We start from the raw sequence: 16277 nt of genomic DNA, 5'->3' as shown, positions 1-16277 counted from the left end.
ATGGGGCAGACACTGGAGGAGATTCTCACGGCCGCGGCCGACGGGATCTTCCCGCCGCCGGACGGCCGCACCACCGTGGTCGCCCAGGCGGCCCACCGCGACGCCGGCGTGCTCGCGTTCACCGCCCATGCGGTGGTGTTCATCGACGAGGACCCCGACTGGGTGCACGCCACCCTGGCGGCCACCGGCTGCGACCCGCTCGCCGCCGCCATGCACCCGCGTTTCCTGACCGCCCTGCTCGACCGCACCGGCCGCCGCACCGACACGATCGACCTGCTCACCGTCGCGTCGCCGCTGCCCGGCCCGCCGCCCGTCGAGCTGCGCGAGATCCTGGATCCGGACCATTCGCGGGCCGCGAGCTCCCGGCGCCGGCGCTCCGGTGTGCGCCTATGGTCCGCCGACGGCGGGGTGATCGTCCTCGGCCGTGGCGTGGCCGGCCGCTGGGAGGTCGCCGTCGAGGTCGACGAGCGGTCCCGCCACCGCGGCCTGGGCCGCACCCTGGCCGTCGCCGCCCGCCACCTCGCGCCGGGCCCGCTCTGGTCCCAGCAGTCGCCCGGCAACGCCCGCAGCGTCCGCGCCTTCCAGGCCGCCGGTTACCGCCCGGTCGGCTCCGAGGCCCTCCTGATGCCACCGCCGGCGGCGTAAATACGTTGCCGGCGGCGGCATCGAGGTGCTGGGCTGCACCCGTGGAGCAACAAGAGGTACTCGCACTGTTCGACCGTCAGATGCGCCGTGAGTTCCGGCTCGAAGGCTCGTCGGCGCGCGTCGATCGCAGCGACACGATCGTCCGTCAGACCGGCGCCCCCGAGGACTGGAGCGCCGTCGTGTGGTCCGGTCTGGACGCCGGCACGGCCGATGCGGAGATCGCCGAGCAGGTGCGTCACTTCACCTCGCTGGGGCTGGGTTTCGAGTGGAAACTGTACGGCCACGACCAGCCCGCCGACCTCGGTGACCGGCTTCGCGAGGCCGGCTTCGCACCGGAGGACGAGGAGACGCTGATGGTGGCTGCGATCAGCGAGCTGGCCCTCGACGTGAAGCCGCCCGCCGGCGTGCGGTTCGACGAGGTCACCGACGCGGCCGGCGTCGACCTGATGGTCGACGTCAGCGAGCAGGCGTTCGGCGCGCCGTCCCCCGGCCAGCGGCACCGCCTGCTGGACCAGCTCACCGAGGACCCGGCGAACGTGCGCCTGATCGTCGCGATGGCCGGCGACGAACCGGTGTGCGCGGCCCGTCTGGAGCTCTCCCCCGGCACCGCGTTCGCGAGCCTGTGGGGCGGCGGCACGGTGCGGGCCTGGCGGGGCAAGGGCGTCTACCGGGCCCTGGTCGCGCACCGCGCCCGCATCGCCGCCGACCTCGGCTACGAGTACCTGCAGGTGGACGCCTCCAGCCAGAGCCGCCCGATCCTGGAGCGCCTCGGCTTCACCGCCCTGACCGTCACCGTCCCCTACCAGTTCCCCGCCCCGGCTCGTTGACCTCGCCACACGCCGGCGGCCCGGTTGAACCATGCGCTTGCGCGCGACGTTCACCCTGTCAGAGAAGAAAGTTGTCGTACCCCAGGCATAGCGTCAGCGATGAGTCGGCGGCCGCCGACCTGTCTTCACTACCGAGGACGTCGCTCATCCCGATATCCGTCGAGTTCGTCGCGCGAAGGAGGAGACATCATGACCACCGAGACCCCCGCCCTGACCGCCGCCCGCGCGGAGGCGCTGTTCACCACCGGTCTGGCCACCGGCAGCCGGCCTGAGTTCGAGGTCGTCGAGGAAGCCATCCGTGCCGCGGTCCGCACTCACGGCGGTGTCCGTGGTTGCGCCGCCGACGTGGCCGCCGAGTTCGGTGACCATCCCGAGTGTGCGGTGCCGCGCATGCGGTGGGCACTCGACCTGGTCGTCCTGCGTTACCCCCCACGCCGGAGCCGCCGCACGCACCGCTGGGCGCTGGTGGCCTGACCACCGGCAGCCCTCAGACGTCGTCCTGTCGGGTAAATCGCTGGGACGACACCGTGGAGGGCCGATAAACTGCCGTCGGCTGTGGCGCTGATGCAGGAGGTGAGTCCCGTGATCGTGGTATTGATGGGTGCTCCCCTCGCCGTCACGGCCGGCGATTGACGTAGGTGTCGCCGGGAGCCTCTCGACAAGGCGCTCCGGAAAAGGTGACACCTCATGGATTCTGCTTATCCGTCCTCGGCCGTGGACGAGAACACCGCTGTGGTCACGCGGGTCTCCGACCGGCACTGGCACGCTCTGGGCCCCGACCGGGTGGTCGGCCGCGGCGAGGTTCTGCGCAGGCCCGACGGCCGGCGTTTCCTCAGCGTCGACGCGTGGCACGGCGCCGTCTTCGACCAGCTGGCCGGCGCGATGCTGGCGGCCCTGCCGAAACCGCTCTACACCGTCGTCGACGAGGCCGACGTGGACCTGCTGTCCCGGTGGGAGCTCATCGGCTTCGGGCCCCGGCGCCGTGAGTGGGAGTTCGTCGTGCCCACCGATCCCCGGCTCACCGGTCTCGGCCCGGTGCCGCCGCCGGGCGTGACGCTGCTGGCGCCCGGCGAGGCCGAGGAGGGCCCGCTGCGCCTGCTGGACCGCCTCATCCGCGACGAGGTCGAGGCCACGCTGGGCTGGCAGAACATGCCGGCGGAGGTGCCGGCGCTCCCGGACGGCTCCTCGCTGCTGGACCCGTCGAGGTATGCGGTGGCGGTCCGGTCCGGGCAGTACGTGGGACTGGCACGGGTGGCGCCGCTGCCCCGGCAGCCACGGATCGGCCTGATCGCGGTCCGGGCCGGCCTGCACCGCCGGGGGATCGCCCGGGCGCTGCTGGCCGAGGTGCTCGGCGCGGCACACCGGCGCGGGATCACGACGGCGTCCGCGGACGTGAACCAGTCCAACCACGCGGCGATCGCCCTGTTCGAAGGCGTCGGCGCCCGGCGTGCGAGCAGCAACCTGGAACTGGTGCTCCGATGAGCCCGTCGCCGGCAAGGGCCCGCGCGACGACCGGAGCGACGACCGGCGTCCAGGGCCGGTCGCCCGATGCCGATGCCGTAACCCGTCCGGGGCGGTGACGGCCCGGCGCGGGGCCCGGCCGCGATCAATGCAGACCCGCCGTTATGACCCCTATGGGAGTGGAAATACACTTTTGACCTGTGCGTTGCCGCGGATCATGCTGTGCACGTGATGCGACCGTCTTCCGGCCGGCTGGACCGGCGTCAGCGCGAGGCCGTCCCGAGCATTCGTGATGTGGCGGCCACGGCGGGCGTCTCCTATCAGACAGTCTCCCGGGTGCTCAACGAGTCGCCCCGGGTCCGCCCGGACACCCGGCGGCTGGTGCTCGACGCCATCGACCGCCTGGGGTACCGCCCGAATCGGGCGGCCCGGGCGCTGGGCCTCGGGCGGGCGAACGCCGTCACGGTGGTGACCTCGGACACCATGCTGTACGGCTATGCCAGCACACTGCGGGGCATCGAGGAGGCGGCGCGGCAGACCGGCATGGCGGTCGGCGTCCGGGTGGTCGAGTCGGACCGGCCCGCCGATGTCCGGCAGACCGTCGAGCACGTCAGCGACCAGGGCGCCGGCGGCGTCGTGGTGATCGCGTTCGACGCCGCCGGAGCGCAGGTCCTGCGGGAGTTGCCGGCGGGGGTGTCCGCGGTCGCGGCGACCGAGGCGGGCGGGATCCCGGGCTGCGAGCGAACGATGATCTTCCTAGATGAGCGGCAGGCGGCGGCCGACGCCACCCGGCACCTGTTGTCCCTGGGACATCGCACGGTCCACCATGTCGCCATCCCGTCCGAGACCGGCCGGAGCGCCCGCCAGGTGGGCTGGCGTGACGCCCTCGAAAGCGCCGGGGTCGCCGTTCCCGAGATCCTGCCGGTGGACTGGTCACCCGGCTCGGCGTACACGGCGGGCCGTCGGCTGGCCGCGGACCGCGACGTCACCGCCGTTCTCTGTGGCAACGACGACGCCGCACTGGCGGTGCGCCGGGCGCTGTACGAGGCCGGGCGCGATGTTCCCGGGGACGTGAGCGTCGTGGGGTTCGACGACGTGCCCGGCGTGGCGTACTGGACGCCCGCGCTCACGACGGTCCGCATGGACTTCGTCGGGCTGGGCCGGGCCTGTCTCGCCGCGCTCCTCGACGAACCGGGCGGCGACCCGCGGCCCGGCGCCGCGCCGGAGGCTCCGCGCCTGGTCGTGCGAGAGTCGAGCGCTCCGCCGAGCCGCGGGTAGACATCGACTGGTAACAAAAGCGTAACGCCCCCTTTCGGTCTGCCGTGTGACCGGTCACACTCCTTTCACGCCGCACGTGACCGGTCACATGTGGCGCCCCATCCCCGCGATCCTCAGCGCCCGCACGCCATCGGCGGTGTCCACCGGCAGGCACCACCTCGATCTCGCATCCGTCCGGAGCTCACCTTCACCCGGCGGATCGTCACCACCGATCAGCCGGCCCTCGGCGGCCGGCGTCAGGCACCAACGAACAGGAGTCAGCAGTGGACACCAGGCTGGTGTGGGGACACACGGCGTTGCAGCTGGCCATCGACATCTCGGCGGATGGCCCGGTCGGCGTGCGTTCGCTCTCCACCGCCCCGGCGCAGGGCCCGATCCGGGCGACACAGCCGATGGTGGAACTGCTGACCGCCGGCGCGGGCCGGGCGCGGGTCTCCAGCCGCTTCTCGGAGACCACCATCGGCCGGCGGATGGTCTACGCCGGCAGTGAGCAGAGCCGGGACGGAGCATGGCGCGAACTGCGCGTCGATCTGCGCGACGAGCAGACCGGCCTGGCCACGCGGACCCTGTTCCGGTCGGCCGAGGGAGTGAGCGCCGTCCAGGTGCGTACCCGGGTGGTCAACCAAGGTCCGGAACCGGTGCTGCTGCTCGGCGTGACCTCGTTCGCCGCCGGGCTGCCCGGCCACCCGGTGGCGGACCTGGATCTCCTCCGGGGGGACAGCGAGTGGCTCGGCGAAGGCCGGTGGACCCGCCGCCCGCTGCGCGACCGCATCACTCCCGATCTCGCCCTCCCGCTGCACGGGCAAGACGGCCGCGGCCGGTTCGCGGTCGTCAGCCAGGGCTGCTGGTCCACCGGGACACACCTACCGACCGGCGGGATCGTCGACCGTCACGCCGGCGACGCGTGGCTGTGGCAGGTCGAGCACAACGGGGCGTGGCGCTGGGAGATCGGCGAACGGGTCGACGGCGCGTACCTCGCGTTGCTGGGCCCGACCGACATCGATCACCAGTGGAACCAGCGGCTGCTCCCCGGCGAGTCCTTCACGACCGTGCCGGTGTCGGTCGCCGTCTCCTCCGACGGCCTGGACGGCGCCGTCGCCGCGCTGACGGGGCACCGGCGTGCGCTCGCGCGCCCGCACCGTGACCGGGCGACGCTGCCGGTGGTCTTCAACGACTACATGAACACCCTTATGGGCGACCCCACCACGGCGAAGCTCCTGCCGCTGGTCGACGCCGCCGGCGACGCCGGCGCCGAGGTGTTCTGCATCGACGCCGGCTGGTACGACAACGACAGCACCTGGTGGGACAGCGTCGGCGAGTGGCAGCCGTCGCAGACCCGCTTCCCCCGCGGCATCGAGGAGGTCCTCGCACACATCCGGGACCGCGGGATGCTCCCCGGTCTGTGGCTCGAACCCGAGGTCATCGGGGTACGCAGTCCGCTGGCCGACAAACTGCCCCCGGAGGCGTTCCTGCAGCGCGGCGGCGTCCGCCTGGTCGAGCACGACCGCTACCACCTCGATCTACGCCACCCCGCCGCCGTGGCCCACCTGGACGAGGTGGTCGACCGGCTGGTGGAGCAACTCGGCGTCGGCTACTTCAAGCTCGACTACAACATCGACCCCGGCGCGGGCACCGACCTCGACACCGGCAGCGTCGGCGCCGGCCTGCTCAAGCACAACCGGGCTCATCTCGCCTGGCTGGACCGGCTGCACGAGCGCCACCCCGGCCTCATCCTGGAGAACTGCGCGTCGGGCGGCATGCGGGCGGACTACGCTCTGCTGTCCCGCATGCAGTTGCAGTCCACCAGCGACCAGCAGGACTACCGGAAGTACCCGCCGATCGCGGTGGCGGCGCCCCTGTCGGTGCTGCCCGAACAGTCCGCGAGCTGGGCGTACCCGCAGCCCGACATGTCGGACGAGGACATCGCCTACACGATGTGCACGGGCATACTCGGCCGCCTCTACCTGTCCGGGCGGCTGGACGGGATGAGCGCCGGCCAGATGCGGTCGGTCCGCGACGCCGTCGAGGCCCACCAGGCCGTCCGCGCCGACCTCGCGCGCGCCGTACCGGTGTGGCCGCTCGGTCTTCCCGGCTGGAGCGACGCGTGGCTCAGCCTCGCGCTGCACGGCCCGGACGTCACCTACCTCGGGGTGTGGCGGCGCGAAGGCGCCAGCGAGACCACCGCGTTGTCCCTGCCCCACCTGCGCGGCCGGCAGATCACCGTCGACGTGCTCTACCCACGCCACCTGCCGGCCTGGACCAGCACGTGGGCCGAGTCCAGGGGTCACCTGACCCTGACATCGACCTCCTCCGACCCGTATGGTGCGCGGATCTTCCGCGTCGCCGCCTCACCCCCCGGCCTCTGACCAGGCCCGTTCCGCCCGGTCACCCTCCCCGCAAGCTCACACGCAAAGGATCGACACGATGAGACGATGGATCAGCGGCGCCGTCGCGGCGGCGCTCACCCTGGGCCTCGCGGCATGCAGCGACCCCGCCGCCGAGACGTCCGCCGGCACCACGGTCACGTGGCCGGAGCCCACCACGAAACTCGACGGCGTCAAGCTGACCATCTGGGCCGCCCAGAACAGCAACACCGTGCCGAAGAAGGTCGTCGAGGGCTTCCAGGCCGCGACCGGCGCCACCGTCGAGGTGGTGACCATCCCGGACCCGTACGAGCAGAGCATCCAGACCAAGGTCGCCACCGGCGACAAGCCGGATCTCGCCTTCTGGCAGCCGACCGCGTCGATGTTGACCGCGATCAACGCCAAGACCAACCTGCAGCCCCTCACCGACGCGCCGTGGCTGCCGAAACTCGCCCCGGACCTGAGGGACATCACCGGCCTGCTCGACGGCACCCGGTACGCCGCGCTGGTCACCAGCCCCGCGGTCGAGGGCGTCTACTACAACAAGGAGGTCTTCGCGGCCAACGGCGTCACGGCCGCCCCGAAGAACTTCGACGAGATGGTGACGCTCGCCCAGCAGCTCAAGGGCAAGGGCGTCACCCCGTTCCACGAGATGGGCGCCGACCGGTGGGCCACCCAGTGGTGGGTGCAGGTGCTGCTCGCCGACGAGGCCAAGAAGGGTCTCTGGGAGCGGATCAACACCGGCAAGGAGAAGTTCACCGACCCGGCCGTGCTGGGCGCGATCAAGAAGTACCAGGAGCTGATCAACGCGGGGCTGTTCAACGCCGACATCAAGACCGCCAAGTTCGAGGACCAGGGCGCCGCGCTGCTCGACGGCAAGGCCGCCATGGTGGTGCAGGTCAACTCGTTCTTCGGGCAGCTGCAGGCGAAGGCCGACACCGCGACCCTGGACTCCAAGGTCGGGTTCTTCCCGATCTCTGAGTCCGGCAACGTCGGCACCTTCATCCCCGACCAGTCCAACGCCCTGGTCGCCTTCAAGACCGGTGACGCCAAACGCGAGGCGGCGGCCCGGCAGCTGCTGGCCTACTGGATGGGCCCCGGCTACTCCGACTTCGTCACCGACCGCAAGACGGTGTCGCTGCAGAGCGCGGTGCCGAACCCGCCGGGTGTCCCCCAGGCTCTGCTCGACGTGCACGCGGCGCTGCCGGCGGCAGCCGGTTCCATGCAGGCCCTGGCGGTCGCCAACCCCGACCTGTACATCAACCTGGCCGACATGATCGCCGGGACCATGACGCCCGAGCAGGTCGCGCAGGCGACTCAGGACCAGTTCGCCCAGCTGGCCAAGGCCGCCGGGGCCACCGGCTTCTGACGAAGCCTGTCCAGACCGGCGTGCAGGGGTGCGCTTCTTACCGTTCCCGCACCTCCGCACGCCACCACCTAAGGAGCCGCGCCCGATGCCCACGGCAGTAGACACGCCGGTGCCCGACCGAACCCTTCCGCGACCGCCGTCGGCGGGCGCCGGGCGCAGCGCCACCAGGGCGATCACCCGGCGCACGCATCCGCTGTGGTTCCTCGCGCCCGCGTTCGCCATCCTCCTCGTGTTCTTCTTCCTGCCCACCCTCTTCAACTTCATCTACGCCTTCACCGACTGGTCCGGCTTCAAGGCCGCGATCAACCCGGTCGGTTTCGACAACTTCACCGACCTGGCCTCCAACGGCACGCTGTTCCGCGCCCTGCGCATCACGATCGTCTACGCGGTCCTGGTGGCCGTGTTCCAGAACCTGTTCGGCTTCCTTCTGGCGGTGCTGCTCGAACGTGACACCCGGCTCAACCGGCTCGCGCGGGTCTTCTTCCTGATCCCGGTGCTGATGTCGGCGCTCGCCGTCGGCTACGTCTTCCAGGCCCTGCTCAAACCCGACGGCGGCCTCAACGCCCTGATCGGTACGGTCCTGAGCCGGCCCTTCGACTACGGCTGGCTCGCCGACAACACCTGGACGATCGTCGTCGTCGCGCTGATCCACTCCTGGAAGTGGATGGGCCTGTCGATGCTCATCTACCTGGCCGGGCTCAAGACCATCCCGGATGACGTCATCGAGGCCGCCCGCATCGACGGCGCGACCCGCTGGCGGACGTTCTGGGCGATCCGGTCGCCGCTGCTGGCGCCGGCGGTCACCTTCAACGTGGCGACCGCGCTGCTCGGCTCGATGAACGGGTTCGACATCGTGCAGGCCACCACCGGCGGCGGCCCGGCCCGTACCACCGAGATCCTCAACATCTTCATCTACCGCACCTTCGGGCAGGGCCTGTTCGCCCAGGCCACCACCATGAGCCTGATCCTTTTCCTGCTCGTCGCGCTCATGGCCTTCCCCGTCATCCACCTGCTGCGCAAGCGTGAGGAGGTCCTGTCTTGAACGCCTCACCGAACGGCCTCAGCGACGCGCGAATCTGGACCCGGCTCCAGCCCGTGGTCGCCACCGCGCTGGTCGCCGCCCTGATCGGCATACCGCTCTGGCTCGTCGTCGCGACCGCCGGCAAGTCCCAGAGCGAGGCCATCAAGCCCGACCTGTCCCCGCCCACCGACTGGCGCCTGCTGGAGAACCTTACCCAGATCTGGACCGACGCGAAGGTCCCGGCCGCCTTCCTCGGCAGCCTGCTCATCCTCGTACCCACCGTCGCCGGGGTCTTGGTCTGCGGGTCCATGGCCGCCTGGGTGCTGGCGCGCCGCGCCACCCGGTTCACGGCGTTCCTGTACGCGATCGCCATCAGCGGCATCGTCCTGCCTCCGGCCGTCGTCACGGTGGTGCTACTGCTGCGCCAGCTCGGCCTGGCCGGCACGGCCGTCGGGATGATCGGCGTGTACATGGGCATCTACCTGTCCACGGTGGTCTTCTTCGTCACCGGGTTCGTCCGTACCATTCCGGTCTCGCTGGAGGAAGCGGCGCGGATCGACGGCGCGGGCCCGCTGCTGGTGTTCCGGCGCGTCGTCCTGCCGCTGCTGCGGCCGGTGCTGGCCACCGCGACCATCCTGATCTGCCTCTACGTCTGGAACGACGTCTTCTACGCGTTCTTCGTCGTCGGCGGGCGCCTCGACACTCTGCCGCTCAACCTGTTCCGGGTGGCCAGCGCGGGGCTCTACCTCAACAACTGGCACCTCATCTTCGCGTACGTGATCCTCATGAGCCTTCCGCTGATCGTGGTCTTCGCGGTCGCGCAACGAAAGATCATCTCCGGCATCACCAGCGGCGCCGTCAAATAGGGCGACTTGAATCGGGAGAACTGGATGAAGAGACTCACCCTGCTGACCGCGGGCATCACGCTCACGGCCGGAATCCTGTCCGTGCCCGCGGCCGCCGGCCCCGCGGCGACGGCCGACGTGCTGAGCGTCGACTTCGCGAAGAGCACCGGCACGTTCCGGGGCGGCGCGACGGGCACGCTGTACGGCTTCGGCGACGACGGCGCGCCCACCCAGGCGCTGATCGACGGCGCCCACATCACGAATACCTCGCAGAAGGCGCCGTTCGGCACCCAGCACCCGAGCGGCGACGCGATCAAGGTGGAGGACGGCTTCTTCCACAAACACGGCCGGGACATGTACATCTACGTCCAGGACTACTACCCGGACTGGTCGTACCACGGTGGCCGCCGTCCCGGCGACACCCGCACCTACCACCAGGCCGACGGCACGTACACCAACCAGCCGAACGGGATTTGGGACTACCTGGAGGTCGTGGAGTTCGTGGCCGAGGCGGTCGCCACCACCTCCGAGCGCCCCAAGGACTACGTGTTCATCCCCTTCAACGAACCCGACGGCGGGAACTGGTACGCCGACTGGGCCGGCCAGAAGGACACCTTCCTGGCGGACTGGAAAGCCACCTACCTCAAGATCCAGGAGGTGTACCAGCGGCACGGCCTCGGCCACGCCCGCATCGGCGGCCCCGGCGACACCCGGTGGCAGCCGGAACGCTCCGCCGACATCCTGGCCTACGCCAAGAAGAACCGCGTCCTGCCCGACGTGTTCATCTGGCACGAGCTGGGCATCGACAATCTGCGCACGTTCCGCTCCCACTTCGCCGACTACCGCAAGCTGGAAAAGCAGCTGGGCATCAAGCCGATCCACGTCAACATCACCGAATGGGGGATGCTGCGGGACATGGGCACCCCGGGCCAACTGGTCCAATGGCTCTCCATCATGGAGGACCTGAAGATCGACGGGCAGACCGCGTACTGGGCGTACGCCGGGAACCTCAGCGACAACAGCGCCCGGGCGAACGCCGCGAACGCCGGCTGGTGGATGTTCAAGTGGTACGGCGACCTGGAGGGCAGCCGTACCACCGCGGTCACACCGCCCGCCCTCGACACCGTCGACTCCCTGCAGGGCATCGCCGCGGCCGACGCCTTGAGCAAGCGGGCCACCGTCCTGTACGGCGGAGGCAGCAAGCCGGTCTCCCTCCGCCTGTCCGGGCTGGACCGCAAGACCTTCGGCGAACGGGTCGACATCGAGGTACGCGAGATCACCCTGTCCGGGGCCGAGGGCGTCCACGGCGCGCCGCCTGTGATCAAGGTGCTCGACGGCGTGTCGCTCGACCGCGGCTCGATCACCCTTGACGTTCCCACCTACGACCGGTACGCCGCCTACCAGGTGATCATCACACCCGAGCAGGACCGCACCCTGGTGGCCGGCGCCGTGTGGACGGCCGCCGTCGAAGCCGAGGCCACCAGCCTCACCGCGGCCACCGCCTACGACCAGGACCCGCAGTCCGGCGGCGGCTGGAAGTTCCTCGCCTCGGGAGGCCGTGACGTCGGCTCGTTCAACCGCCCGGCCTCCAAGGCCGAGTGGACGGTCACCGTGCCCCGCACCGGCCGTTACCGGTTCCAGGTCATCGGCGGCGCGCCGGGAGTCCCCGGACGGCACGCGCTCTTCGTCGACGACGCGAACCCGGCCATCGTCCAGTACACCGCCGACCTGGCCCTCACCCCGGTCCAGAAGTGGCAGTACCGCGGCAGCGCCGAGGTGACGATCCCGCTCACCGCGGGCAGTCACACCCTGTCGCTGCGGTCCAGCCTCGACGGCACGACCGTGCTGCCGAACTCCGACATCACCCTCGACAAGTTCCTGCTGACCGATGTCACCGACGGCGAGCCCACGGTCTACCCCGCCTCGACACTGCGGTACGCCAACGAGGCACGCGTCACCTACGACAAGGACGAGGTGCGCGGGTACGGCGAGATCCACGGCGACCGGGAGCGCGCCGACGCGTACGTGCAGGCCTGGGAGACCGGCTACCACGACGTGAGTTTCGACTACCGCAGCGACGGCCGCACCGACATCGACGTCACCGTCAACGGCCGCTCGATCGCCACCCTCACGGCGGCCCGCGCGGGTGACTGGCGCTCGACCGCACGCCTGCACCTCAGCCAGGGCATCAACGAGATCGAGATCCGCTCGAAGAAGGGCATCCTGCTCCAGCAGCTGACCACGACCAGGGTCGCCGCGGCCGACGCCGCCGCCGTCACGATCGAGGCGGAGGACACCATCCGGCACGGCGCCGCGGCGGTCACCACTCACCCGGCCGCCTCCGGCAGCAACGCCTCCGGCGGCAAGTCGCTCGGGCACGTCGGCAACGGCGCCGGCAACACGTTCGAGATCCCGCGGGGGCCCGGCTTCGACCGGCCCGGCGCGTACGACATCGCGGTCAGCTACGCGAACGCCGAACTCAGCGGCAGGCACGACTACAACCCGCAGGTCATCGACCGGCGGCTGGAAGTCACCGAGACCGGCGGCGCCAGCGCGTACGGGTACTTCCGCTACACCTACGCGTGGGACAGCTTCCTGGAGCGGACCATCCCGGTCACCCTGACGACCACCGGCGGCTCGCTGGTGTTCGGCAACCCCACGGCCTACGCCCCGGACATCGACAAGGTCGTCATCGCTCCCGCCGTCCTGGGCCGGCCGACCACCGTGGCCCGGCACCACTGACCCGTATCGCCGGACCCATCGAGGCCCCGGCACAGCACCTCTCGTAACCAGGCCGGACCTCTCGTAGCCCGGCTGGGCCGGAGTGCCGTATCAGGCTCTGCTGATGCGGCCTCCGTGCCCGGCCGGGCACGGAGGTCTCAGACGGGGATCGGGCGGGAGAGGTCGGCGACCATGCGGTCGATCTCGGCCAGGGCGTAGGCGGCAAGGCGGCGCTGGGCGGTCTCGGCGGCGGGGTCGGGCTCCTCGAGGTCGCCGAGGACGACGATGTTCTCGTCGTTGAGGGAGTTGGCGGGAGCGGTGAAGTTGAAGCTGCCCGCGACCACCAGCCGCCGGTCGATGATCATGAGTTTGTGGTGGACCTTGCGGACGCCGTTGCCGAAGGAGTTCTCGAAGAGTTCGGCGCCGGCCGCCTGGAGGCGCTTCGTGGCCGCCCACTTCTGCGAGCCCTGGCCGCGGTCGAGGACGCCACGGATCGGGATGCCGGCCTTGAGCAGCCATTCCATGGTGTCGTCGATGCCGGAGGACTGGGCGAACGTGAACATCGCGAAGTCGACGCGTTCGCGCGCCTTCAGCATCTGTTTCATGATCTCCATCTCGGGGCCGTGGTACGGCGCGAAGATCGGCTTCACCCTGATCTTCCCGAGGCGGAACTCGGCGGGCCGGGAGGTGACCCGTTCCTGCAACGCGCCGAAGGTGCCGGTGCGCATGCGCTGGAACTCGGCGAGGTAGAGGTTCGCGGCGGTCCGGCCGCGGAGGATCACCAGATGATTGAGGTTGTTGCCGGGCTTATCCGGGTTGTCCGGCGGGTTGGTGCCGGTGTCGGTGCGGGTGAAGTTCGTCGAACCGGTGAGGATCGCGGCGGTGTCGAGACCGGGATCGCGGACGATGAACTTCTGGTGGAAGATCTTCGGGTTCAGGTCGGTGATCAGGTCGACGCCGGCCCGCAGCAGGGCGGCGTGGATGATCCGGTTGCCCTCGTTGTCGCCGGTCAGCGCCCACGGGTCGGCCCGCGGCGGGCTCTCGCGCAGATAGTCGCCCTCCAGGATGATCTGCACGCGGACCTTGCGGAGTTTGGCGGCCAGGAGGGCTTCGGCGATCGGGCGGGAGTCCAGCTCCTGCACGGCGATCGACAATGTCGTGGTGGCGCCGTCGATGAAGTCGCGGATGACGGTGTCGAGGTCGTCGGGGCCACCGAGCACGGGCGGTCCGGTGTAGAACTCGACGCTTCCCAGGTCGATACCCACAGCGCCAGTGTCTGCCCGCGGGGCGCGGCCGCGCATGGGACGAACGGCCGCAACCGGCCGGCGAGCGAGAATGACACGATGACCGATCTTCACGTCCGCCGTGGAGTTCGCGTCCTGTGATCACCATCGGAATCGATGCCGGCAAGACCCCCAGTGGCCGTCCCGCCCTCGCCGATGTGGTGCGGCTACGACGGTGTTCCGAGGTCACATTCGTGGGACCGTCCTGCGGGTGTGCTGGACAGCCTCGTTAGCCTGCCCAGTCATGAACAACGGGGACGACGAGACCACACCCGCCGCGGCGGATCTGCCGCCGACGGCGATGACGCCGGTCGATCCGGCTCCGGACGGCGAACGGGTCCCGGCCGACGAGCCGGCCCGGAAACCGCGGCGTCGCGGGGCCGTCGTCGCGGCGGCCGTCGTCGCGCTGCTCGCCGCCGGTGGTGGGGCGGCGGCCGCGTACCAGACCTGGGGTCCTCGCGGGCTCGACCGGGCCGCGTCCACGCTGGGCCCCGGCGGCTACGGCCGCCTGCAGCTCGGTATGACGCGGGCCGAGGCCGTCGCCACCGGAGAGATCGGCACGGCGCCGGTCGGCTACCCGAAGGGCTGCGTCTGGTACTCCTTGCGCGGCGGCCCGGAGCCGGACGCCGCGTTGCTGGAGGCACAGCAGGCCGCGAAAAGGATCTCCGACGACGCGCGCCGCGAGGCCGACGAGATCGACAAGGAAGTCCGCCGGCTCGCCCAGACGGAATCGCCGCTGTCCGAGAGCTTCGTGAAGCGATTCGAGGAACGCAAGGCCGCCTACCGCAGATCCGCCGACTCGCTCCTCGATCTCGCACGAATCCTGTCGCGGCAGCAGGCGAGGATCGCGGCGGCCGGGGGTGTCGCGTTCGGCAGGGACGACCGGCTCGCGAAGATCGCGGCGCCACCCGGAGTCAACACCCCCGAGGGCGTCGGCCTCGGGTCCGCTGAAGACACGCTGACCCCAGCCTACCGGGACCGTGGACTGCAGCGATCCTCCAGCGGCAGCTCGTACGAGGTGGCGGTCTCCGGCGAGCGCCCGGCCCACGGCTACACGTTCGACGTGAAGAACGGCCAGGTAGTCGGCGCCTTCATCATCGACAAGGACATCGCCTGCGGTTGACGGGGTGCGGCGGGCGACGGGGCCGCACCCGTGGTGACAGCGTCCCGGCCGGGCCGGTGATGCGGACGTACGGTGGGCCGTCAGACCTCGATGGAGCCATCGAGGTAGAAGACGCAGGAGCCGTGCAGCCGCACCCGATCTCCGTGGAGCCGGCAGGTGAGTTCGCCGCCGCGCCGCGACGCCTGGTAGGCGAAGAAGGCGTCCTTGCCGATCCGCGCAGCCCAGAACGGCACGAGCGCACAGTGCGCGCCACCGGTGACCGGGTCCTCGGGAATGCCCTTGGCGGGCGCGAAGTAGCGGCTGACGAAGTCGTACGTGCCGTCACCGGCGGCCGTCACCACGACTCCGGTCCGGTCCAGACAGGCGATCGCGGCGAGGTCGGGCTGGAGGGACCGGACGTCGCCGGCCCCAGCGAGTAGGGCGAGGTAGTTGTACCCGTCGGTCACCGTCTCCACCGGTGTGACGCCGAGCGCGGCGGACAGCGCCGGTGACGGCGGCACCGCCCGCACCGTACGAGCGGGCAGGTCCATGCGATACCCGGTGTCCTCACGGCCGACCGTCAACGGGCCGCTGGCGGTGTCGAACACGACGCTGTCACGGCCGGGTTCCAGCCGCTCGATGACGACGGCGCCCGCGGCGAGCGTCGCGTGCCCGCACAATGGCACCTCCACGGTCGGCGTGAACCAGCGCAGCCGGTAGCGCCCCTCGGACGGCACGACGAACGCCGTCTCGGCGAGGTTGTTCTCCGCGGCCACGGCCTGCAGAAGAGCGTCATCGAGAAACCGGTCCAACACCACGACGGCGGCCGGGTTGCCGGCGAAGCGGCGAGTGGTGAAGGCGTCAAGCTGGAAGATCGGGGCTCGCATGGCTTCAGCGTAGGGACGCGCTCCCCGCGGGTCCGTTACGGTCGCCGTCGGAGGGCGGTGGCCGCGACAGGCGAACGCCGGTCAGTCGATCACGACACAGCCCGAGCAGTACAGCAGACTGTAGCCCCAGGCGAACAGGCCGGCGGCCGGCAGGAGGCTCAGTGCCCAGCCCGCGGTCGCCGCGAGCCTGGCGCGCGGGAAACGCCACAGCATGATCGGCAGGAATGCCAGCAGAAAGAGGGCCCAGATTCCGGCGGTCGCGTAGACGCTTCCGACACCGTCGGCGCTCAGGTTCTCCATCCACTCGGTCTCCGCGCCCGCGGCGAGACGGGAGAACGGAATCGCTGCCGCCACCACCCACATGGTGCGCCCGAACGCCGAAGCCGTAACGCGAAACCCCTGCTCGTCCTTGTTCACGGGCGACATCCTGACATAGCCGGTCAACATCAACTAACGGGTGGCCGGGCGTCGGCGG

The 16277-nt window shown here is 70.7% G+C and carries 14 protein-coding genes; 11 read left to right on the top strand and 3 right to left on the bottom strand.

Annotation, left to right across the window (positions count from 1 at the left end):
• The 10 genes from QLQ12_RS34210 to QLQ12_RS34165 all read left to right on the top strand — a co-directional run bounded on the left by QLQ12_RS34210 (position 1) and on the right by QLQ12_RS34165 (position 12551).
• On the top strand, positions 1-645 hold the full coding sequence (locus tag QLQ12_RS34210) for a GNAT family N-acetyltransferase (RefSeq protein ID WP_282764892.1): 645 nt from the start codon (positions 1-3) through the stop codon (positions 643-645).
• A 41-nt stretch (positions 646-686) separates the two neighbouring features.
• A complete protein-coding gene (locus QLQ12_RS34205) occupies positions 687-1472 on the top strand; it encodes a GNAT family N-acetyltransferase (protein WP_282764891.1) in 786 nt (261 codons plus the stop codon).
• A 189-nt stretch (positions 1473-1661) separates the two neighbouring features.
• On the top strand, positions 1662-1946 hold the full coding sequence (locus QLQ12_RS34200; RefSeq protein ID WP_282764890.1) for a hypothetical protein: 285 nt from the start codon (positions 1662-1664) through the stop codon (positions 1944-1946).
• A gap of 213 nt (positions 1947-2159) precedes the next feature.
• Positions 2160-2954 carry a GNAT family N-acetyltransferase gene (locus QLQ12_RS34195; protein WP_282764889.1) on the top strand — a complete coding sequence of 265 codons (795 nt, stop codon included), beginning with the start codon at positions 2160-2162 and terminating at the stop codon, positions 2952-2954.
• A 210-nt stretch (positions 2955-3164) separates the two neighbouring features.
• Entirely contained in the window at positions 3165-4211 is a 1047-nt protein-coding gene (locus QLQ12_RS34190; RefSeq protein WP_282765049.1) for a LacI family DNA-binding transcriptional regulator, read from the top strand.
• 263 nt (positions 4212-4474) lie between these two features.
• Positions 4475-6577: a glycoside hydrolase family 36 protein gene (locus QLQ12_RS34185; RefSeq protein ID WP_282764888.1), complete on the top strand. Its 2103-nt coding sequence runs from the start codon at positions 4475-4477 to the stop codon at positions 6575-6577.
• Positions 6578-6635: 58 nt separating this feature from the next.
• Positions 6636-7943, top strand: a complete 1308-nt coding sequence (locus QLQ12_RS34180; protein WP_282764887.1) for an ABC transporter substrate-binding protein — start codon at positions 6636-6638, stop codon at positions 7941-7943.
• Between the two features lie 85 nt (positions 7944-8028).
• Positions 8029-8985, top strand: a complete 957-nt coding sequence (locus QLQ12_RS34175; protein WP_282764886.1) for a carbohydrate ABC transporter permease — start codon at positions 8029-8031, stop codon at positions 8983-8985.
• Positions 8982-9830 carry a carbohydrate ABC transporter permease gene (locus QLQ12_RS34170; protein ID WP_282764884.1) on the top strand — a complete coding sequence of 283 codons (849 nt, stop codon included), beginning with the start codon at positions 8982-8984 and terminating at the stop codon, positions 9828-9830. The genes QLQ12_RS34175 and QLQ12_RS34170 overlap by 4 nt, the downstream gene beginning before the upstream one ends.
• Before the next feature lie 24 nt (positions 9831-9854).
• Positions 9855-12551, top strand: a complete 2697-nt coding sequence (locus tag QLQ12_RS34165; RefSeq protein ID WP_282764883.1) for a carbohydrate-binding protein — start codon at positions 9855-9857, stop codon at positions 12549-12551.
• A 137-nt stretch (positions 12552-12688) separates the two neighbouring features.
• On the opposite strand, the gene QLQ12_RS34160 is transcribed toward QLQ12_RS34165, so the two are convergent.
• Positions 12689-13795, bottom strand: a complete 1107-nt coding sequence (locus QLQ12_RS34160) for a phospholipase D-like domain-containing protein (RefSeq protein ID WP_282764881.1) — start codon at positions 13793-13795, stop codon at positions 12689-12691.
• Positions 13796-14057: 262 nt separating this feature from the next.
• On the opposite strand from QLQ12_RS34160, the gene QLQ12_RS34155 reads away from it, so the two are divergent.
• A complete protein-coding gene (locus QLQ12_RS34155; protein WP_282764879.1) occupies positions 14058-14936 on the top strand; it encodes a hypothetical protein in 879 nt (292 codons plus the stop codon).
• 80 nt (positions 14937-15016) lie between these two features.
• On the opposite strand, the gene QLQ12_RS34150 is transcribed toward QLQ12_RS34155, so the two are convergent.
• A complete protein-coding gene (locus QLQ12_RS34150) occupies positions 15017-15802 on the bottom strand; it encodes a PhzF family phenazine biosynthesis protein (protein WP_282764878.1) in 786 nt (261 codons plus the stop codon).
• An 81-nt stretch (positions 15803-15883) separates the two neighbouring features.
• Complete coding sequence (locus QLQ12_RS34145; protein ID WP_282764877.1) at positions 15884-16219, bottom strand: hypothetical protein; 336 nt, start codon at positions 16217-16219, stop codon at positions 15884-15886.
• Positions 16220-16277: the final 58 nt, after the last annotated feature.

Source organism: Actinoplanes sandaracinus (assembly GCF_030009775.1).
Taxonomy (GTDB): Bacteria; Actinomycetota; Actinomycetes; order Mycobacteriales; family Micromonosporaceae; genus Actinoplanes; species Actinoplanes sandaracinus.
This window is presented reverse-complemented; position numbering and strand designations above follow the sequence as displayed.